Origin of the sequence: Neolewinella lacunae, from assembly GCF_014349155.1 — a bacterium.
Taxonomy (GTDB): Bacteria; Bacteroidota; Bacteroidia; order Chitinophagales; family Saprospiraceae; genus Neolewinella; species Neolewinella lacunae.
Genome location: NZ_JACSIT010000050.1, coordinates 47,386 through 68,337 on the forward strand (window position 1 = coordinate 47,386; position 20,952 = coordinate 68,337).

The window sequence follows — 20,952 nt, forward strand, 5'->3', positions numbered from 1 at the left end:
CAGAAGCAAAACCTGTGGAAAGGACTGTAAGTTGTGTTTTTCGGTCAATCTGCTGCGCATTCTCCAGTTTGGCAGGTCTTGCAAAAAAAGTTCAGAAGAGGTTTGCGCAATCAAATAGTTGCGTTTATGTTTGCAACCGATTAGTTGCCAATCAACGTGATTCAAGCATGAGACGAGACATTTTTCAAGCCATTGCTGACCCGACACGCCGGGCCATCATTGCTTTGATAGCCCTGCAGCCGATGACGCCCAATGCGCTGTCCCAGGAGTTCGACATTACCAGGCAGGCAGTTTCGAAGCACCTCCAGTTGCTGGTGGAATGTGAAGTAGCCACTCCCCACCAGCAAGGCCGCGAGATCTTCTACCGCCTTGAAATCGACAAAATGAAGGAAATAGACCACTGGCTTGAGCAGTTCCGAAAGAACTGGGAACGCCGCTACAACCAACTTGACGAATTACTCAACACTTTAAATACCAATAAAAATGAACAGTAAGCTGCTTTTCGATTTCATTGTGGACAAGCAAAACAACACCATGACCATTCGGCGGGAGTTTGCCGCTCCCCGCCAGTTGGTGTGGGACTGCTACACCAAAAGTGAGTTGCTCAACCAGTGGTTTGCCCCACAACCCCTCCAGACCAAAACCAAGTCGATGGAATTTCGTCCGGGCGGACATTGGCACTACGCCATGGTTGACGGTAGCTCTGGTGACGAATACTGGGGGTTGACGGAATACATCACCATCCAACCCATTGACTTTTACACCTCCCGGGATGCCTTCAGTAACGAGGCTGGCGAAATCAACGCCGGGCTGCCCCGGGCCAACTGGGTGATAAGCTTTACCGAGAAAGATACCAACACGGTGGTGGAAACTGTCGTCACCTACTCTTCTCTAGCCGACTTGGAAACGGTCGTTAACATGGGCATGGAAGAAGGAATGACTTCAACTTTTACGCGTCTGGACGAGCTGCTGGTGGAACTAAAAGGCTAGCTTTAGGCCTTGTTGGGTCCGTACTTTCCAGCTCCGTTGCGTCGGGAAGCGCGGGCCCAACGGGCAAAGCTGCCCTTAACTTTCCACCACCATGCCAAGTACCCCTACTCCCCTCATCGATGCCCAACTCCTCCTCCAGAAAAAGGACGGCAAGGGCGGCTGGACCTTCGCCGTCATCACCGGCATCCCCCCGGAGGCCCGCGACAAACTCGGCCTCGTTCGCGTATCGGGGTCCATTGACGGGGCGGAACTCAGGCAGTTCAACCTCCTTCCCCTGGCGGGCGGTGGCCAATTGCTGCCCGTCAAAACCGCCATCCGCAAGAAAATCCGCAAGCAGGCGGGCGATTACGTCCACGTCATTCTTTACCTCGACCATTCCCCCGTCGAGGTGCCCGACGAAATCGAAGGCTGCCTGCTCGATGCGCCCGCCGCCCACGACTTTTTCTACACGCTTTCCCCCAGCAACCAGAAATATTACCTCGACTGGATCGCCGAAGCCCAGCGCTTCGAAACCAAAATTGAACGCATCGCCCGGATGATCGAACGCCTGGAAAAGGGCTGGCGATTCTACGATTGGCCCATCAAAGAGGGCGGATAAGCTCACACCAAACCCTCCAGCAGCCGGTTTTTCCAACGCGGAAAACCGTCCGTCACCCCACTTTCGGCGGCTTCGTGGAGCACCCGCCAAAAGGCGTGTTCGAAGTGAAGGGAGCGCCGGTACTCCTCGCGGCCCACATTAGCGATGGTGGCAATTTCCCGCTCCACGGCGCGGAACTGCGCAGGCAGGTCTTGCCAGTCTTTGGGAATGCTCCAGACGTAGGTCGCGTGCGAATCCAGCAGTTCCAGAATAAAGTGGTGGGCATCCTGGCCAGCGGCAAAAAAGACGAAGCCGAACTTGGGGGAAAGCACGTAGCGGAGTTTCTGCCCGGCACCGTGTAAGCGTCCGGAGAGGAACTCCAACTGCCGCGCATTGCGCGCGGGCCGCTCCTGCAAAAGCGCCGCCAGCAGGTCATGACCGTCTTGGGGCAGCAACGCCTTGCCCAACGCATCATCGTCGAGGCTCTCGAAAAAGTCTTCGGGGGTAAAGAGGCTTTTATCGACAGTCCGCGTTTTTCCTTTCAGAAGATCGCGGAGGCTGCGGGCGCGGAAAAGTTCCAGCATCCCCTCGTCAATCCGGGCAATTTCTGCGGAGCCGGCTTCCGTCAGCACGGATTTGCCATCTTCAGAACGGAGTTGGGCCACTACGCGGATGGTCTTGCGTTGGAGGGCTTTGACGAAGTAGGGCTTGATGGCGTCAAACTCGGCCACCAGGTGGTCGTTGGCAATGTTGAAGGGCAAAGGCTCAGTTACGCCGGGCAGTTCCACTTCGCCGCTTACGCCGCCGTTGCCAATTTTCAGGTCCAGAAAGGGGAAGGTGAAATGGACCGAACGCACGGGGACGGGCCGGGCCAGCTCCCGGGCTTCCGCCTCGTCCAGGAATTCTTCCTCCCAAAAGTCAGGGTCGTCGTCCAGGAAACCGTCGTCGTCCCAGTCGGCAGCCGTTGGCCGGGCAGTGCTCGGGGCCAGTACGGCGGCCAGTTCCCCGAGGCGGTAATACATCAGCTGGGCCTTAAACATTTCGGCGTCCAGCGGCGCAAAAAGCAGGCGGTTTACGGGCCGCTTCATCTGTCGCTGGGGGTCAAAATCCAGATCCTCCGCGTCGTAGTGCAACACCTCCAGGTGCAGGGCTGCGGTGTCTGCGGCGTAGTCGGTCAGGCCTACTTCCCAGTACACCTCCTCCCGGTCCCGAAACCGGAAAGCCTGCGCGGGCAGGTTCGTCATCGACCACGGGAAACAGCCCGTTGCCGAATAATGCACCCCCGCGTTATCCACCCGCAGTACGATTTTTTTCACGGCCATAAAGTTAGCGTTTTGCGGCTTTTCTCCATTTGGGCGCGGCCGCAGGTGCCGGGCGAGAAACAGGGAGAAGCCTGGTCAGCCCAGCCAACGGACGTCCTGCGGGTGGCGAACTTTGCTGCGGAAAACCCGCATTACTGGCTCCAGCGGCCAATCCTTGCTCGTCATCACCAGTGCAGCACCTGCGTCCGCGCCCCTCACAATAACCGTTCCGCCACCTGGATCACCCCCCACTGTCAGCCCACGGTAAATAGCGCTGGCGGAGGAGCCATACCGCAACCATCCTACCCACCTGCCGTTAGTCTGAGACGAAAAGCCGCCCCAATATGAGTAAACGCCTCGCCATTGTCTGGTTTCGCCGCGACCTCCGCCTGCACGACAACGAAGCACTGTCTGAAGCCCTGAAATATGCCGATGAAGTGCTGCCCGTGTACATTTTCGATCCTCGCGAATGGCGCGGCACCCTCCCCCACTCCGGCCTGCCCAAAGTGGGTGCCCACCGCGCCCGGTTCATCCTGGAATGCGTGGCCGACCTGCGCGAAAATCTCCGCCGCCGGGGCTCCAACCTCCTGCTGCGCATCGGCAAGCCCGAGGAAATCCTGGTCCGCCTGACCGAAGAAAACCAGGCCAGCTGGGTGTTTTGCAACCGCGAACGCACCCAGGAGGAAGTTACCGTCCAGAATGCCGTAGAGCAAAACCTCTGGACCATCGGACGCGAAGTGTATTACACCCGCGGCAAGCTCCTCTACTACACCGCCGATCTGCCTTTTCCCATTACCCAAACGCCCGACGTGTTCACCAATTTCCGCAAGGAAACGGAGCGCATCACACCCGTCCGGGAACCCCTGCCCGCGCCGGGTAAAATCCCTTTCCAGCCCGGTCCGTCCCTGGATTTCGGCGAACTGCCTACCCTGGCCGATTTTGGAATGACGGAGCCGCCCTACGACGAACGCGCCGCCATCCGCTGGGTAGGCGGAGAAACTGCGGCCCTCGATCGCCTGGCCTACTACCTCTTCGAAAGTCACGCCGTAGCCACCTACAAAGAAACCCGCAACGGACTGATTGGCCCCGACTACAGCACCAAGTTCAGTGCCTGGCTGGCCCAGGGCTGCATCTCCCCCAAGCGGATTTACTGGGAACTGAAGGCCTACGAACAGAAAAACGGAGCCAACGAAAGCACCTACTGGGTGTTTTTCGAACTGCTTTGGCGCGACTTCTTCCGCATGATGGGTAAGAAACACGGCAACGCCATCTTCCACAAGGGCGGCACCAAGGGCGAAGCACCGCAGTCGCGCACCGACCCCGCCGCCTTTGAGACCTGGAGGAATGGCCGGACGGGCTCGCCCTTCGTAGATGCCAACATGCGCGAACTGGCACTGACAGGCTTCATGAGCAACCGCGGCCGGCAAAACGTAGCCAGCTACCTGGCCAAAGACCTCCGCCTGGACTGGCGGCTCGGCGCCGAATACTTCGAATCCGCCCTGATTGACTACGACGTTACCAGCAACTGGTGCAACTGGAATTACGTGGCCGGCGTCGGCTCCGACCCCCGCGAAGACCGCTACTTCAATATCCTCACCCAGGCCCGCCGCTACGACGAGGACGGAGCCTACGTAAAACTTTGGTGCCCGGAACTCCAAGCGCTGCCCTGCGAACTGGTCCACCAACCCGAGGTAATGTCCGAGGCCGAACAACGCCGCTACGACGTCTGGCTCGGCGTAGACTATCCCTGGCCCCTGGTGAAGAAAGCGAAAGCATCGCGCAGGTGATGTGTGATGTCTGATGTGTGATGTCAGATGTACGATGTCTGATGTGCCCGGCCCCGACGTCTTCGTGCGGCAGCCCAATCAAATATCAGGTATCGTCTATCGTCTATCGTCTATCAAAGCCCTATAATAGGTCATCAATATCCAAGAAGCCCTTTCTCCTGCGCGAGCAAATTTTGAATGTTGAATGTTGACCGCCGTAGGCAGCAGCGCAGTTAATTGTAAATGTTAAATGTTGACCGCCGTAGGCAGCAGCGCAGTTAATTGTAAATGTTAAATTAATCCGCCTTTCTCCTGCGCGAGCAAATTTTGAATGTTGAATGTTGACCGCCGTAAGCAGCAGCGCAGTGAATTGTAAATGTTAAATCCCTACGGCCTCGGCGGATTTTCCGTCGGGTCAACCGGCGCATCTACTGGTGCGGGGCGGAGTAAGGACACGGCAATCCCGCCAGCCAATAGTCCGAAAATAACTACCAGCGATACCCAGTCGGGCGCGTGCCATACCTCGTGCAAAATCATCTTGATGCCCACGAAGGCCAGGATGAGGGCCAGGCTGATTTTTACGTAGGCAAACTTATCCAGCATCCGCGACAGCACGAAATACAGCGAGCGCAGCCCGAGGATGGCCAGGATGTTGGAGCTGAAAACGAGGAAAGAGTCGGTCGTGATGCCCAGGATGGCGGGGATAGAATCAATGGCAAAAATCACGTCCGTCGTCTCTACCATCATCAGGGCGATGAACAGGGGCGTAGCTGCCCGCACCCCTCTTTTTTTAATCCAGAAACGGTTGCCGTGGTAGTGCTTCGTGACGGGCACCACCCGCTTAATAAATTTAATGACCGGGTTTTCTGAAGGAGGAACATCTTCCGCATCCTTGGTCATTTTCAAGGCGCTGTAGAGCAGCAGTAAGCCGAAGACGTAAAACATCCAGTCAAATCGGTCGAGCAGGTATACCCCGGCCAGAATCATGATCAGGCGAAAGAAAATTGCTCCCAGGATACCCCAGAACAAGACCCGGTGCTGGTACATCGCCGGCACCCGGAAGTAGGCAAAAATCAGCGCAATCACGAACACGTTGTCCATGCTCAGGGACAGTTCCACGAGGTAGCCCGTCAGATAGTTGATCACCGCCTGGTTGGCGGTCAGTTCAGAATCCACCCAGCCGTTGCCGTAGGCCAGGTAAACGAATCCGCTGAAGCCGAGCCCGATGGTGGTCCACATCGCCGTCCATTTCAGGGCCTCCGACGTACGGGGCACGTGGTCTTTGCGGTTCAGGACGAACAGATCGAGGAACAACAGGATAGCAACAAAGCAGAAAAAGCCAATCCAGATTGCGGACATTGCGCGGAAGGTTCTTAACGTAGAGAAAGTGCGGAGACTGACAAGGTCCCACTGCCCCGGTGTACGGGAAGGTGAGGTTCAGCCCCACCGTAGTCACCCCGTAGCGGGGGCGAAGATACCTTGTAGAACAACGCCGACCGGGGGAAAGTGCGGAAGGAAAAAGGCTCCTTTGTTCCCACCCCGCAGCGCTAAACGCGCCCCACCGCTAATCGTTGGCATTTCCGTCGGCATCCCCGGTCTTAAGGACGAAGAAGTTGACCGGCAGTTCGAATACGCCGGCGTTGTTCAGGGCAATGCCCACGGGCGTTCCAACGTCAACTGGCGTGGGTGTGAGGGGAAAGCCCGCTGGTATTACCAGCCAGTTGGGCCGGGTCCGCCAATCGTCGAGGCCCAGAATTACCCGGGTGATCTGTGTAATATCCGACACCCTGATGTTGCCCGAGTTATTCACGTCGCCGGCCACTTGTCGCTCCGCCGTAAGGGTATCCAGGCCGAGGATATGGCGGCGGATGCGGATGATGTCGCCCACGTCAACGCCCGTAAGCAAGTCCAGGTCGGCGCCGTAAGTCCCCGAGATCGCAAAGGCCGTCACCAGCGGGGGCCGCTCCCCACGGAAGCGGCCTTCGGCGTCGGTAAGGTATTGCTGGCTCCCGTCGGGTGCCCAGGCAAAGGTGATGGTGGCCCCTTCCACGGGCTGGCCGTTGTTCAGGACCTGGCCGGAAACGAAACGCCTGGGCAACAGGTTGGCGCCGTTCAGGGTCATGGCATTGGTGCCCAGCGGGTCCAGCCATTCGGCCAGGCGGCTGGCGGGCGTAGCACCCGTGTTCCAACTCAGGAAGAGGCGACCGACGAAAGCGGTGTTCGTGCCATTGCAGTTGAAAAACCCGCCGCTGAGTTGGCCGCGGATCCGGCGGTTGGCATCAAAAAAAGCACTCCCCGAAGAGCCCACCTGAAAGCTACCCGTTGCAATGCCCACCGTAAAATGGTGGTTGGCCGGGGTCGTCAGGGTAGGACTCCAGACGATGGGCGTCGTGCGCACGATCATGCCGCCGGCGTTGGAAATGCCGAGCTTCTGGATGTCACCCTCGGGGTGATGAAAGTGTCGCGCCAGGCCCGGTGCGTTGCCGTCGGAGCGATCCCATCCCGCAAAGTAGTGGTCTTCGGCGGCAAAGTCCACGTCGATGATTTCCAAGAGCATAAAGTCCGTTTCCCGCAATCCCGCCCGGAATTCCACGCCCCGGTAAGTGGTGGGCGTCGGCTCCGTAGCGGGATTGGTACAGCCCGTGCTACGGTAGTCAAAATCAAGCTCCCACAGGTCGTACAGCGGCGTAAAGCCATCCATACAGTGAAATCCCGTCAAGACGTACGGGCGGCCATCCTGGGCGGTATTGTTGATGAGGTTGCCCGTACAAAATCCTACGCCTTCGGCCACCACGAGATTGATGCGTGCAGCACCCGACTTTTCGTCGTCCCAACCATCACCCGCACTGCAATTGGCGTTGATCTGGCAAGCGTTGGAGTCGCCGAAGTCCTTGGCCCGGCCCCCGTGCCAAAGGTCGGGGCGGTAGACGTGGTCGATGCGCCAGATGTGAAACGGGGCCTTTTCCGGCCGGGGCCCGCGGTAGCGCAGCGTCACCTCCTGCCCGGGCAGGAAGCCCGTGAACAGGCGCCCCAAATCGCTCACGTCCGCCTGCGTGAAAGGGCCGCGTTGCGCGTCGCCCGCGTGTAAGCTCAGGGTGGCACCAGCGGGAAGCTCCACCGCGTCCAAAAATAAGCCGAGGCCGTGGGCAGCGGGTACGGAAAAGCGCCGCGACCACGTCAGCACCCCGTTTTCATAGGCGTATTCGCCGTACTCCGGCGTCAGGTCCAGGGCCAGCGGAGCCGAATAGCGGGGATTGCCAAAACGCTCGTCCTCCGCCGCCAGCTTCGCCAGATTCGGCGACGGGAGCAATACGGCAGACGCCTGGGCCAGCAGCGCAGGCCCGGCTAAGGACAGCAGCACGAGGAAGAAAATGGTGTTTCTGGGATACATCGGTATTGGGTAGATAGACAAAAAGCAGTAGAACAAAGATAGGCAAAAGGCCCGGCCCGGGGGCATGGCTGGCCAAAAAGTGCCGCAGCCGGTACCTGCCCGGGGCGCGGCCGCAGGTGCCAGGGAAGGGGATGAGGAGCAAGGGCAGTCCAGCCACCCATTGCCGGTTAACCGCACCCTGCACCTGCGTTCGCGCCCAAAATGAAAAGCATAAGCGCCAGCGACCAAGGTATTGCCCTTTGCCTCACCATACCTTCCCAAACGGTGGTCGTTAAAGATTTTCCGGCCACCCAGCAAAGCACTAAAAGCCGTACTTTCGCCCACCGTTAAACAAAAAACCGGGCAGCCGGGGTTATCGGTGGGGGCGGCGGCATCTCTGCCACCCACTTCACCACTTCTGCCTTCCGCAAGACCCAAGTAAGACCATCATGGCCGAACACAAGATCATCTTCTCCATGGAACGGGTGTCCAAAACCTTTCCCGGAGCGAGCAAAAAAGTCCTCAACAACATCTGGCTCAGCTTTTTCTACGGCGCCAAAATCGGTGTCCTCGGCCTCAATGGCTCGGGCAAATCGACGCTGCTGAAAATCATTGCCGGAGTGGACAAAAACTTTCAGGGCAACGTCGTTTTCGACGGTAATTACAAAATCGGCTACCTGGAGCAGGAGCCGACCCTGGACGACAGCAAGACCGTCCGGCAAATCGTCGAGGAAGGCGTCCAGGAAACCGTGGACCTGATGCGGGAGTACGACGAGGTCAACCTGAAGTTCGGCGAAGAAATGAGCGACGACGCCATGAACAAGCTCATCGAGCGGCAGGGTGTGCTGATGGAAGAACTCGAAAACCGCAACGCCTGGGAGCTCGACAACAAGATCAACACGGCCCTGGACGCCCTGCGCTGCCCGCCGGATGATGCCAGCGTCAGCGTGCTCTCCGGCGGTGAACGCCGCCGCGTCGCCCTGGCCCGCCTGCTGCTGAGCAACCCCGATATCCTGCTGCTCGATGAGCCCACCAACCACCTCGATGCCGAATCGGTAGACTGGCTGGAGCAATTTCTGCAAAGTTTCCCCGGCACCGTCATCGCCGTTACCCACGATCGCTACTTCCTGGATAACGTCGCGGGCTGGATCCTGGAGCTGGACCGCGGCGAAGGCATCCCCTGGGAAGGCAATTACTCCAGCTGGCTGGAGCAGAAGGCCGAGCGACTGGAAAAGGAAGAAAAGACGGAAAGCAACCGGCGCAAGACCCTCAAGCGGGAACTCGAGTGGATCCGCATGGCCCCCAAAGCCCGGCAGTCTAAAGGCAAGGCACGCCTGAGCGCCTACGATAAACTGGCCGGCGAAGAAGGCCGCGAACGGGAGAAAAACCTGGAAATCTATATCCCCCCCGGACCACGCCTGGGGGATGTGGTTATCGAAGTCCAGGACCTTACCAAAGGCTTCGGCAACCGCCTCCTTTTCGAAAATGCTACGTTCAGCATCCCGAAGAATGCCATCGTTGGCATCCTCGGCCCCAACGGCGTCGGTAAATCCACCTTCTTCCGCCTCCTCGTCAAGGAACACACGCCAGACAGTGGCAAAATCACCGTCGGCGATACCGTCCAGATCAGCTACGTAGACCAGGGCCACGCCCAGCTCTCCGACCAGAATAAGACGATTTATGACGTCGTCAGCCAGGGCCACGACATGATTGAGGTGGGGAACACTTCGGTCAACGCCCGCGCCTACCTCTCCCGCTTCAACTTTGCCGGCGGAGACCAGCAGAAAAAAATCGGCATGCTCTCCGGCGGAGAACGCAACCGCCTGCAACTGGCCATGACCCTCCGCGAAGGCGGCAATGTTTTGCTACTGGACGAACCGACCAACGACATCGACATCAATACCCTGCGCGCGCTCGAAGACGCCCTGGATAGTTTCGCCGGCTGCGTCCTGGTCATTAGCCACGACCGCTGGTTCATCGACCGCCTGGCTACCCACATCCTCAGCTTCGAGGACGAGGGGAAGATCCAGTTCTTCGAAGGAAACTACAGCCAGTACGAAGCAGCCAAAAAGGAGCGCCTGGGCGACGTGACCCCCAAACGGCCGCGCTTCAAAAACGTCATCAACCGCTAAGCCGCTTTACCCGCCTACGGGTTTCCCGGTTGAGGGTGTCCCCATACCGCTCAAGATCTCTCCGCTTGCGAACGTCCCGGTTGAGGGTGTCCCCACCCGAACCCCACCTGGCTCCGACTGCCTCTACCCCGCTCAGGATCTCTCCGCTTGCGAACGTCCCGGTTGAGGGTGTCCCCACCCGAACCTTCCTACCGCCGATTAGTCGTCAGCCAAAAGTTGACGATGTGCTCCATCGCCGAGCGGTAAGCCTGTGGAATGGTGGGTTTATTGACGAAAGCCGAGGCCCCCAGGGCGTAAGCCCGGTCAATCTCATTCTGGTCTTCCGAAGCCGAAAACATGACGATGGGGAAAGGAGGCCGTTCGTTGGCATCCTGAAAAGTCTTGAGCACCCCAAAGCCGTCGATGCGCGGCATGTGCAGGTCCATAATCACCAGATGGACGCCTTTAACTGGCCGGTTCTTCTGGTAAAATTGCAGGAAGTGTGCCCCATCACGGAGCACGACCACGTCGATGTTCTTATCGATTTGGCGAATGGTACGTTGGGCCAACGTCGCTTCGAGCGGGTCGTCCTCAATCAGGAGTACACGAGAGGGTGTCATTGTAGCTTTCTGTGAATCGGTAGGTAGAAAGACGGAACCGGGACGCCTAAACGCAGGACCGGCAGCCCGCATCTCCAAAAATTAGGGATTACTAGAAGCGAAAGATACAGGAAATTCCTCAGAAAGCGGAAGAGGCACCAACTTTTACGGGTAATCTTAGGGTGAAGGTGGCTCCTTTGCCCAATTTTCCGTCGGCTTCGATCGATCCGCCGAGGTTGCGCATGATGCGGTGCACCGATGCCAGCCCGACGCCGGTGCCGGGAATATCGTCGGCCGCGTAGAGCCGGCTGAAGAGCTGGAAGAGCTTATCGGCGTAGGCGGGATCAAAGCCGATGCCGTTATCGGAGAAGCTGATCACGTGCTGCCCTTCCTGCAAATAATAGTTGATCCGCACCACCGCCCGCTGCCGGTTGCTGGAATACTTGATGGCGTTGGAAAGCAGATTCTGCAGCACCTGCTCGATCAGACCCGCGTCGGTGTAAATGATCGGGAAGGCATCCTGCTCAATGATGAGCTCCGCCGCCTGCCGCTCCGTTTGCCGCGTCCCACTGATGATCTGATCGAGCATCTCCTCAATGTTGACGGGAACAATCTTGGGTTCCTCCCGCTGGTTGCGGCTAAGCATCAGGAGGCCATCAATCATCTTGGCCAGTTTGCTGGCGGACTGTTCTACGTAGTGGAGGTAGGTTGTGCGGTCCTCGGCCGAAGCATCGGGCTCTTCGCGGAGGGCTTCCGCAAAACTGGCAATGTGACGAACCGGGGCCCGCAAGTCGTGGGCCACGCTGTACATGAAAGCCTTGAGCTCTTCGTTGACCGCCCGCCGCTGTTCTTCCAGGACCTTGACGTCGTTAATGTCAATGATGAGGCCGATAATCTGTTCCGGCTCTCCTTCGGGCTGGTAACGCTTTGCACTGGCCCGGAACCAACGGTATTCGTTTAATTGGTTCAGGTAACGGAACTCCAAATGCGCGCCAGCACCGGTAGTGAAAATATTGCGGGGGATGGGCTTCGCACTGGGCAGGTCGAGAACCGACTCCGCAAATGCAGTTTTATTCCGGGTTGGCGCGTCGTTTTCTACGTCCCAGTCGGGCTCCTCCTTAGCTTCGGCCATCGCCATGGCGCGGTCCAGGTCTTCGGGGTGAATCTGCTCCAGGAACTGCCGGTAAGAAGGGGGCATACCAATGTCCCCGTATCCCAGGATTTCGGCCAGTTGTTCGGAGATGTACATGTAGTCACCCGCCAGGTTCTGACGCATAAAGATGCCACCTTCGGCGGCTTCGGTGATCTCGGAGATAATGAAGTTAAAACGCCTAACTTCCTTCAAGTGCAGATGTGCTTCGGCTTGAGATACGGCCAACTGCCGCTTTAGGCTTTTGATCAGTTCGTTCTCACCTCCGGGGGGTGAAGTGGTCGTCATTTCAGTTTGTGTGTATAAGTCTATTCAGAGAGTAATACACGAATGTAGCCAACATCTGGCCCGTTATTGTGCAACGGCCCATTGCTTTAGCAAGTGGCACTAAAATGCGGGCAAGCGGTGCATAAACCGGTCCGTTCGTACAGGCCTGACTACCTTCTAAATGGCCCAATCCGACGAATTCCCCACCATTCCCTTTAGCGGGTCCCCTGGCAAATTGCCTCAATCGATGTAGCGCTTGGTCAGGTTTCCGTAGGCATCAATGCGGCGGTCACGGAAAAACGGCCAGATGCGGCGAACGTCGGCGGTCCGTTGCCGGTCGATGCGTACCACGCTTTCTGTGGGCACATCCTGCGGCGCTTCGTAAAGGATTTCCCCCTGCGGACCAGCTACGAAGGAACTGCCCCAGAACCGGATGCCGTTGGTTACTCCGCTGGGGTCGGGTTCGAAGCCGGTGCGGTTGACGGCAACGACGGGCAATCCGTTGGCTACGGCGTGGGCCCGCTGGCTGATCATCCAGGCGTCACGCTGCCGGCCCTGCTCGGCGGCATCATCCGTGGTTTCGTAGCCAATGGCAGTAGGGTAAATGAGCAACTCCGCCCCCGCCAACGCCATCAGGCGCGCCGCCTCGGGATACCACTGGTCCCAGCAGACGAGCACCCCCAGTTTACCCACGCTGCTTTGGATGGGCTGGAAGCCCATATCACCCGGCGTGAAGTAAAATTTTTCGTAGTAGGCCGGGTCGTCCGGGATGTGCATCTTGCGGTACCGCCCCAGGATGGTGCCGTCGCGTTCTATGACCACCGCCGTATTGTGGCAAAGCCCCGGTGCCCGCTGCTCAAAAAGGGAAACCACCAACACTACGTCCAATTCCCGGGCCAATTCCCCAAAGTAATCCGTACTCGGCCCGGGAATGGGCTCCGCCTGTTCAAATACTTCGGTAGCTTCCGTCTGGCAGAAGTACAGGCCCGTATGCAGTTCCTGAAAAACGATGAGCTCCGCCCCCGCCGCTTTGCAACGGCGCGCTGCGGCCGTGCTGTTGGCCAGGTTCTTATCGCGGTCTTCGGTATTGGCCTGTTGGACCAGGCCGACGTGTAAAGGCTTGGCAGCCATGTTTTTCTGCTTTTTGCCCTCCGGAGGAGGGAATGCACCCGGTCTGGGGCCTAAAGATTAATCCTCCTCGCTGGCGTCGTACTCGTAAGGCAACAACTTCGAGTCTTTCACCGTGGAAAGGGTCATGAGCGTTTTGAGGCGCTCGATCTCATCGATCTGCTGCAGCGTTTTGAACAACAGCCGCTCGTAGGTGGGGATGTCTTTACAGACAATCTTGATGAGGAAGTCCGCCTCCCCGGTTATGATGTAACATTCGGTGATCTCATCAATACCTTCCACCTGGGAAAGGAAATTTTCGCGGGCCTGGTCCTTCCGCCAATCCAGCGAAACCAACACGAAGGTTTTCACCATCAGGCCAATGGCTTCGGGGTTGACTTGGGCGTGGTAGCTGCGGATGACCTCGTTGTGCTCCAGTTTCTTGACCCGCTCCAGCGTGGGTGCGGGGCTCAGCCCGATGCGCTTGGAGAGGTCCAGGTTGGTTATCTTACTGTTTTCCTGAAGAATCTTCAGGATGTTGAGATCAATCTTATCGAGTTTTTCGGACATGGTATGGGCGCAAAATGTTGGTGCGGCGAAGATAACCGCACCAACATTTATTTCATAATCTTCGTGAAAAAAGTATAAAATTCTTCCATCATCCCCCTACGGCCAAATACCGAGGGCAATGTAATCACTGGAAATTTTACTGATGGCCAAGGCAAAGGCGGCCGTACGCAGGTCTTTAATTCCTTCTTTTTCCCGGTAGAGCTTGTAAATGCCCTGGAAGCCGGTAATCATTGTCTCTTCCAGGCCGGAACGGACCAGGTCAATCTCATCCGCCCCGCGGGCAATCTGGTCTTTGACTTTTTCATTGATGGCCTTGCCCGTGGTGGCTTCGATTTGCTCCAGGATGCGGCGGTAGGCCCCTTCATCGAAACGCTTTTCCAGGCGGCCAAATCGCATGTGGCTCAGGTTCTTCAACCATTCGAAGTAGGACACCGTTACCCCGCCGGCGTTGAGGTAAATATCGGGAATGACTACGATGCCGCGCTCGGCCAGGATTTCGTCACCGCCCGCCGTTACCGGTCCGTTGGCCGCTTCGGCAATGATTTTGGCGTTGACGTCGCGGGCGTTCTCCGCCGTGATCTGGTTTTCCAGTGCGGCTGGCACCAAAATGTCACACTCAAATTCCATGACGGTACGCCGGTCTTCTTTGCCGAAGACCTCTACGTCGGGGTAAGTCAGGATCGTACCGTGCTCGCGGCGGTGGCGGATGACATCGTGGATGTCTAGCCCCGCCTTGCGGTAAATGGCCCCCTCCACTTCGGAGACGCCGACGATGATCACTCCACCTTCATCCTGGCTGATGGTGGCCGTGTAGGAACCTACGTTGCCCAGGCCCTGCACCACCATCGTTTTGCCCCTGATGCCGAGGGTCAGGCCCAGCTGGTCCATCAGGTCTTTCTGGTTACAGGCTTCACGGATGCCGTAAAATACCCCGCGGCCGGTGGCTTCGGTGCGGCCCTGTACGCCGTTCTGGCTGACGGGTTTTCCCGTCACACAACCCGCCGCGTTGATGTCGTCGGGGTGGAAAGAGCGGTAAGTATCGTAGATCCAGGCCATCTCGCGGGGGCCGGTGCCGTAGTCGGGCGCGGGAACGTCCACGGCCGGACCGATGAACTTGCGGCGGATCAACTCGGTGGTGTAGCGGCGGGTAATCTTTTCCAGGTCGGCCTCACTGTATTCCCAGGGGTTGATCTTTACGCCGCCCTTCGCCCCGCCAAAGGGTACGTCAACAATGGCACACTTGTAGGACATGAGCGTAGCCAGGGCCACTACCTCGTCTTGGTTCACGTGGTTGGAGTAGCGGATGCCGCCCTTGGTGGGGCTGCGGTGGTGGCTGTGCTGGGCCCGGTAGGCCTCGATGACGCGCACCTCGCCGTCAATTTTTACTGGAAAGTGGATCTGGTAGACGCTGTTGCAGACCCGGATCTGCTTGAGCAATCCCTCCGGCAATCCGGTGTGGGGGGCGGCAGCGTCGAAGTAATGGTTGACGCTGTCAAGAAAGGAAACAGTACTGTTAGACATGATCTTCAATTTGCTTTTCTAATACGGTCAGCTTGCGGTCAAGCGACCACAGATAAAAGACTAGCCCGAGAAAAACGACTACAATCACGGCAACCACTACGTAAATCTTCCCGATGCTCCGCAGGAAATCGGCGGGTGGCTCGGCCGCAGATTGTGCCAACAGACTGCCCAGCGAAAAGGCCAACAATAGAAAGGTGGTGGTGAAACGGGTCATTCCCTCAAAAGGCTTTGGTTAGGTAATGGCAAATGTAATTCGGGAATAGCAGTTCAGGCACTTTCCCCCGCCGATTTTACCCATTTGTGGAAAATCAAGGCACCTGGGGCGCGGCCGCAGGTGCAGGGCCGGTGACGATGGAGCAAGGCAAGTCTCCCCCACGCGGGCGAACTTCCCCTCCACTCCTTATCTTCGCCTTTCATGGAATCCCCCCAGCGTAACGATGCCTTCCGCAAATACTTTTACCGCCAGCTGGATAAGATCGCGGGCAACGGTGTGCTTACCGAAGCCGACCGCGCCCAGGCCCTGCGCCAACTCATCGCCGAAATCTTTGAACGAGCCACCGAGCAGGATAAGCTGCACTTCTCCACCAGCTTCGCCCGCATCAGCTACGCCGCCCACAAGTACGGCATCCCCAACGTCCACATCCACCAGGAACGCCACTTCCGCACCCGCCGGCCAGCCCAGCTCAGCACCGAAGAACTGGGCAAACACGTCGCCACCGGCTACCGCCTGGCCACCGAACTCATCCGGGCCACCTTCGGCGGGGCCGTCCCCGACGAATGGGTGCGCTTCCTCACCTTCCCCTACCCTTTCCCCTACGTCAAGCCCGAGGTCCACGAACGCTTCCCCACCCTGCGGGTACTGGCCGTAGAAGACGACGCCGAAGAGCAACTGCTCTACGTCCGTGAAGAAGCCCAGGCCGAAAGAACCTTCGCCATCCCCTACGGCGAAAACGAGGTGAGCAACAGCCTCGTCGCCCAGGCCATCGCCATCGTTCGCAAGATCAGCGGCCTGCCCCTCATGCTCAACCTCATCGGGGCGGAACTGCGCGACGATGGCCAGCTCTACCCAGCCCAGATCATCGTTGAACCCGATTACCTCATCGACGTCACCGCCGTGGCCGAGAGTTTCGACGGTACCCATTCCTACCAGCCCTGGACGAGCATCGCCCAGAAGCTCGTGCCCTACCGCCAGGAAATCCCCCTCCTACGCGGCAACCTGGTCAACTACTTCCTCGACCGGCTGGTCGAAGCGCCCGAGGTGGAATTCCAAACCCTCATCGGCAGCATCTTCCAAACCCAGCCACTGGCGCTCTGCCTTTTTGACGACAACCAGATCAAAGACCTGATCGACCAGCTCCGCACCCACTTCGTCACCCTCCAGAAATTCGTGCGTCAGGATCTGGCGGGCATCGACGTCGACCGCGAAAAGATTCTCCTCGAACCCACCTTCCTCTGCCCCACCTACGGCGTACAGGGTCGCCTCGACTTACTCCAAACCGCCGAAAGTCCCAACGACCCTACCACCATCGTGGAGTTGAAAACCAGCAAGTACTGGCACCCCAACCGCCACGGCATCAATCAGACGAACTACATCCAAACCCTGCTCTACGACCTGATGATCAACGAGGCCCTCGGAGAAGGAGCCAACGTACGCAGTTACATCCTCTACAGCGCCGACTACGGCAACGGCCTCAAGTACGCCCCGCCCGAGTACCTCCAGAAACTCGAAGCCATCGCCGCCCGCAACCAGCTGATGGGCGTGGAACTTTTGCTCGGCCAGCTGGGCGTACCGCCAGACCAGGACCTCGCGGCCGCCACCAGCCACCTCCTCAACCGGCTGCAGCCCGCCAAAATCCCGACCCTCGGCACTTTCTCCGTCAAAGACCACGAACTGGTCCTCACCGTCTTTGGCCAGCTTTCGGACCTGGAACGGCGCTACTTCGGCGCCTTCCTCGGCTTCACCGCCCGCGAACAACGCCTGGCCAAAACCGGCCAGCAAAAACTCGAAAGCATCAACGGACTCGCCTCGCTTTGGCTCGATGACCGTGCGGACAAAATCGAACGCTTCGAACTCCTCGATGGCCTCTCTTTCGCGGGCTACGACCCCAGCACCTCCATCCTCACCCTCCTCCGGCCAGAAGACGACGACCGCCTGGTAAAATTCCGCCAGGGCGACATCATCGCCCTCTACGCCACCCCCGCCAACACGGCCCAGCCCCAGGATACGATCCGCTCCCAGATCCTGAAATCCACCATCATTGCCGTCGACCACGAGCGCGTCCAGCTCCGCCTGCGCAGCCAGCAGCTCAACGACACCGCTTTCCGCCGCCCGGCGTACTGGAGCATTGAAAAGGACGTCCTCGACAGCAGCTTCCGCAACCACTACCAGGGCTTGTTTGCCTGGGCGCAGTCCACGCCGGATTTTCGCCGCCGCTGGCTGGGTACCGAAGCCCCCCGGCAGGTGCCTCCTCTCCCCGGTGCCATCTCGCCGGAGCTTACGACCGAGCAAAACCGCATCCTGCAACGCATCATTACGGCCCCCGACTATTTCCTCCTCTGGGGGCCTCCCGGCACGGGAAAAACCAACCAGATGCTGCACCATCTGGTACGCCACCTCCTGACCAACAGCGAAGAGTGCATCCTGCTGGTCGCCTACACCAACCGGGCGGTCGACGAAATCTGCGAGAGCCTGGAGCGCATCGTCGGTCCCGACGGCAAACCGTTTACGGATTACCTCCGCATCGGCAGCCGCTACGGCGTCAATGCCCGCTTTGAAGACCGGCTTTTGCAGGTCAAAAGCAGCCAGATCAGCCGCCGCCAGGAGCTCAAGACCCTCATTGAGCAAACGCGCATCTTCGTTGGCACCGTAGCCAGCGTGGGCGGCAAGGGGGAGCTCTTCGCCCTCAAGTCCTTCGACCGCCTGGTGGTGGACGAAGCGAGCCAGATCCTGGAACCTTTGCTGGCGGGCCTCTTGCCGCTGGCCCCGCAGACCCTCTTGATCGGCGATCACCGGCAGCTGCCCGCCGTAGTTCAGCAAGGCCCTGAAGACACGCTGGTACACGATACTGCCCTGCGGGAAATTGGCCTGACCAATCTCGCCACCAGCCTCTTCGAACGGCTTTTCCTCACCGCCCAACGCAAGGGATGGCACTGGGCTTTCGACCGTCTTCGCCACCAGGGACGGATGCACCAGGACATCATGGCCTTCCCCGCCCAACATTTTTACGGGGGCGAGTTGCACATCCTGCCGGAGACCATCGCCCACCACCGCGCCCAGCTCCTTCCCCTTTCCCTGGCATCCCGAACTCCTCCGGGACTATCGCCTGCGGCCGCGCCCAATACCACCGAAGGACCTTCCCCCGCCCTGCTGAACACCCTTGGCACCCACCGCTTGCTCTTCCTGCCTACGTCGCCGGACCACCGGCAGGCGGACCCCAAAGTGAATGGCCACGAGGCCGATTTATTGGTGGAACTTATCCGCGCATTCCGCTCCCTTTACGCCCTTACCGACCGGCCGGTAGTGGCGGGCGACATCGGCATCATCACGCCCTACCGCGCCCAGATTGCCCACATCCGGCGCTCCTTGCGCGCCGCCGGACTGCCCCCGGAAGACTTTATGGTCGACACCGTGGAACGCTACCAGGGCGGGGCCAAACGCATCGTCCTGATTTCCCTGTGCACGAACGAAGACAAGCAGATTCAGATGCTTTCCCAGATCAGTGAGGAGGGCGTTGACCGCAAACTCAACGTGGCCATGACGCGTGCCCGCGAGCACCTCGTTTTGCTCGGCTGCCCCGCTATTCTGCGGCAAAGTACCGTCTACGCCGCCCTGCTGGATTTCATCTCCGGGCAGGAGTGAGTGAGTGATGCTACCGCGTAGCCAATAAATGAATAATTGACCGCCGATGGGCTGCTGCAAGGAATAAGCGGCTGGTTGAGGCATTGTACGCCGAAGGATGAACAGTTTCTTGCGTTGGTAGCCAACTCCTAACACCTACCCCGTGCGGCAGCTATTCACTCATTAGCCCATTCACTCATCCAATCATTCTTTCCTGCGGTAGCCCTCCACCATTCGCACTACGCGACCGTAACTAAGCATCCCTTCCTGCACGCCCTGCACTTTCAGGTAAGCGTCGTAGGTGACGTCGCGCAAGACGGGGGCGATGTCCTGGTACTGCGCGGCGTTGTCGTAGATGGACTGCAAATCGTTCTGTATGCCGGGGAGCAAATTCGCTTCCCGCCAGGCCCAGTAGGCCTCCGGTTCGGCTTGGCGGAGTCGGCCGGCCAGGCGTCGCCAGTAGTCGAGGCGAAAGGCGTAGGCCAGCAGGGGGTCAGTGGATTCAGCGCCCGCCAGCCAGGCCCAGAAAGTGCAGGTGCCTTCGTCGCCGAACCCGTAAGCATGGGCCAGTTCGTGGGCCATCACGGGCGGCTTTTGCAGGGGGTGAAGGCCGGCATCAATGTTGCCCTCGCCAGCCCAGGGCCAGTAAACGCCAGCGGTGCTGAGGTGGAGTAGCAAGCCGCGGGGGTAAAGCTGCCGTGCCCGCGGCCGCCCCGGGGCGGGGTAATCGTGGCGGAGCAGCGCCAGGCGCAGCATTTCCCGGACCTCCTGTTCCAGATCGGGAGAGAATGCAGCGGCACCGATGGCCGAAGTGTCCGCCGTCACGGCCAGGCGCAGGCGGGCCAGGGTATCGGCCTCGGCGTATACCCGGGCCCGCAGTTCGTCCAGCGTAGGTTGGTAGACCGTAAAGCCCATCCGCTCCTCCACCGTCTCGCGGCCGTAGTTGAATCCCCAGCCCAGGAGGAAAACCAGCACGAGTAAGGATACTATCTGGAGAAGGCCCAGGCCAGCTCCGCGCCAACTCCCTCCCTGGCCCTGCCGTCTTTTCTGCCGCCAGCGATACAAGGCCCTGCCGGCCAAAAACAGCACCAGGAGCCAAAAGACGTAAAAGAGCGGAACGGGCAATCGGGCCAGCGTATGGTCCCATCCCGTGCGCAACAACACGAAGAGCCCACGGCTGTAGATTGCTTCCACCAGCGAAGGCGGGAGCGACACGCGAAGGAGGACGGCCAGCAAGGCCAGCAGTGGTACGCGCCAGGGGCGGAAAGTCACGCCGGGCAGGCTGCGATTGTCGGGTTGCGTCACACGCCAGCAGGATTTATTCCCCGCTTAAACCATCCGAAAAGCGAAGGTGTTGTATCCCCGTGCAATTTGCACCTAACTAAATATTTATCGTTATGGCTTTCGAACTAACCGACGCCAATTTCCAGGAAAAAGTCCTCGACACCAAAGGCATCACGCTGGTGGATTTCTGGGCAGCATGGTGCGGCCCCTGTAAGGCGATCGGCCCCATCATCGAAGAACTTGCCAGTGATTACGAAGGCAAGGCCCTCATCGCCAAAGTTGACGTCGACGAAAACTTCGAACTCAGCAACCGCTTCCAGGTGCGTTCCATCCCCACCATCCTGATCCTCAAAGACGGAGAAGTGGTGGACAAACACGTCGGCTTTGCTACCAAACAGGTTCTAGCCGATAAACTCGAAGCCCAGCTCGTCGAGGCCTAGTTGCGCGTCTTCCATAAATCAACGGAGCCCCGTCTTTGCCATCAGGCAGAGACGGGGCTTC

General features: G+C 58.9%; 17 protein-coding genes. 7 read left to right on the forward strand and 10 right to left on the reverse strand.

The window, feature by feature from the left end; translation table 11 throughout:
* Positions 1–167 precede the first annotated feature (167 nt).
* The 3 genes from H9S92_RS02625 to H9S92_RS02635 all read left to right on the forward strand — a co-directional run bounded on the left by H9S92_RS02625 (position 168) and on the right by H9S92_RS02635 (position 1,588).
* Positions 168–494 carry an ArsR/SmtB family transcription factor gene (locus H9S92_RS02625; protein ID WP_187465169.1) on the forward strand — a complete coding sequence of 109 codons (327 nt, stop codon included), beginning with the start codon at positions 168–170 and terminating at the stop codon, positions 492–494.
* On the forward strand, positions 484–990 hold the full coding sequence (locus H9S92_RS02630; RefSeq protein WP_187465170.1) for an SRPBCC family protein: 507 nt from the start codon (positions 484–486) through the stop codon (positions 988–990). Before H9S92_RS02625 ends, H9S92_RS02630 begins: the two co-directional genes overlap by 11 nt.
* Positions 991–1,081: 91 nt before the next feature.
* Positions 1,082–1,588, forward strand: coding sequence for a YdeI/OmpD-associated family protein (locus H9S92_RS02635; protein WP_187465171.1), 507 nt, complete (start codon positions 1,082–1,084; stop codon positions 1,586–1,588).
* A gap of 2 nt (positions 1,589–1,590) precedes the next feature.
* On the opposite strand, the gene H9S92_RS02640 is transcribed toward H9S92_RS02635, so the two are convergent.
* A complete protein-coding gene (locus H9S92_RS02640; RefSeq protein ID WP_187465172.1) occupies positions 1,591–2,883 on the reverse strand; it encodes a hypothetical protein in 1,293 nt (430 codons plus the stop codon).
* Positions 2,884–3,212: 329 nt separating this feature from the next.
* On the opposite strand from H9S92_RS02640, the gene H9S92_RS02645 reads away from it, so the two are divergent.
* The gene (locus tag H9S92_RS02645; RefSeq protein ID WP_187465173.1) at positions 3,213–4,655 is read left to right on the forward strand and encodes a DASH family cryptochrome; all 1,443 of its coding nucleotides are present in this window, start codon (positions 3,213–3,215) and stop codon (positions 4,653–4,655) included.
* Between the two features lie 366 nt (positions 4,656–5,021).
* On the opposite strand, the gene H9S92_RS02650 is transcribed toward H9S92_RS02645, so the two are convergent.
* On the reverse strand, positions 5,022–5,993 hold the full coding sequence (locus H9S92_RS02650; RefSeq protein ID WP_187465174.1) for a TerC family protein: 972 nt from the start codon (positions 5,991–5,993) through the stop codon (positions 5,022–5,024).
* Between the two features lie 205 nt (positions 5,994–6,198).
* On the reverse strand, positions 6,199–8,025 hold the full coding sequence (locus tag H9S92_RS02655; protein WP_187465175.1) for a hypothetical protein: 1,827 nt from the start codon (positions 8,023–8,025) through the stop codon (positions 6,199–6,201).
* A 428-nt stretch (positions 8,026–8,453) separates the two neighbouring features.
* Between H9S92_RS02655 and ettA the strand changes: the two genes are divergently transcribed.
* Positions 8,454–10,136, forward strand: coding sequence for an energy-dependent translational throttle protein EttA (gene ettA / locus H9S92_RS02660; RefSeq protein ID WP_187465176.1), 1,683 nt, complete (start codon positions 8,454–8,456; stop codon positions 10,134–10,136).
* A 188-nt stretch (positions 10,137–10,324) separates the two neighbouring features.
* On the opposite strand, the gene H9S92_RS02665 is transcribed toward ettA, so the two are convergent.
* The 6 genes from H9S92_RS02665 to H9S92_RS02690 form a co-directional block, all read right to left on the reverse strand.
* Entirely contained in the window at positions 10,325–10,735 is a 411-nt protein-coding gene (locus H9S92_RS02665; protein WP_187465177.1) for a response regulator, read from the reverse strand.
* 118 nt (positions 10,736–10,853) lie between these two features.
* Entirely contained in the window at positions 10,854–12,152 is a 1,299-nt protein-coding gene (locus H9S92_RS02670; RefSeq protein ID WP_187465178.1) for a sensor histidine kinase, read from the reverse strand.
* A 219-nt stretch (positions 12,153–12,371) separates the two neighbouring features.
* Positions 12,372–13,262 (reverse strand): carbon-nitrogen hydrolase, encoded by an 891-nt coding sequence (locus H9S92_RS02675; RefSeq protein ID WP_187465179.1) that lies wholly within the window; start codon positions 13,260–13,262, stop codon positions 12,372–12,374.
* A 57-nt stretch (positions 13,263–13,319) separates the two neighbouring features.
* Entirely contained in the window at positions 13,320–13,808 is a 489-nt protein-coding gene (locus H9S92_RS02680) for an Lrp/AsnC family transcriptional regulator (RefSeq protein ID WP_187465180.1), read from the reverse strand.
* A 96-nt stretch (positions 13,809–13,904) separates the two neighbouring features.
* Positions 13,905–15,329: a Glu/Leu/Phe/Val family dehydrogenase gene (locus H9S92_RS02685; protein ID WP_187465181.1), complete on the reverse strand. Its 1,425-nt coding sequence runs from the start codon at positions 15,327–15,329 to the stop codon at positions 13,905–13,907.
* Positions 15,322–15,543 carry a CcmD family protein gene (locus tag H9S92_RS02690; protein WP_187465182.1) on the reverse strand — a complete coding sequence of 74 codons (222 nt, stop codon included), beginning with the start codon at positions 15,541–15,543 and terminating at the stop codon, positions 15,322–15,324. Before H9S92_RS02690 ends, H9S92_RS02685 begins: the two co-directional genes overlap by 8 nt.
* Positions 15,544–15,744: 201 nt before the next feature.
* Here H9S92_RS02690 and H9S92_RS02695 point away from each other — a divergent pair, with 201 nt between their 5' ends.
* Entirely contained in the window at positions 15,745–19,188 is a 3,444-nt protein-coding gene (locus H9S92_RS02695) for a DEAD/DEAH box helicase (protein WP_187465183.1), read from the forward strand.
* Positions 19,189–19,371: 183 nt separating this feature from the next.
* Here the strand turns inward: H9S92_RS02695 and H9S92_RS02700 are convergent, their stop codons facing one another.
* Positions 19,372–20,472, reverse strand: a complete 1,101-nt coding sequence (locus H9S92_RS02700; protein ID WP_187465184.1) for a DUF3810 family protein — start codon at positions 20,470–20,472, stop codon at positions 19,372–19,374.
* 92 nt (positions 20,473–20,564) lie between these two features.
* Between H9S92_RS02700 and trxA the strand changes: the two genes are divergently transcribed.
* A complete protein-coding gene (gene trxA / locus H9S92_RS02705; RefSeq protein ID WP_187465185.1) occupies positions 20,565–20,891 on the forward strand; it encodes a thioredoxin in 327 nt (108 codons plus the stop codon).
* Positions 20,892–20,952: the final 61 nt, after the last annotated feature.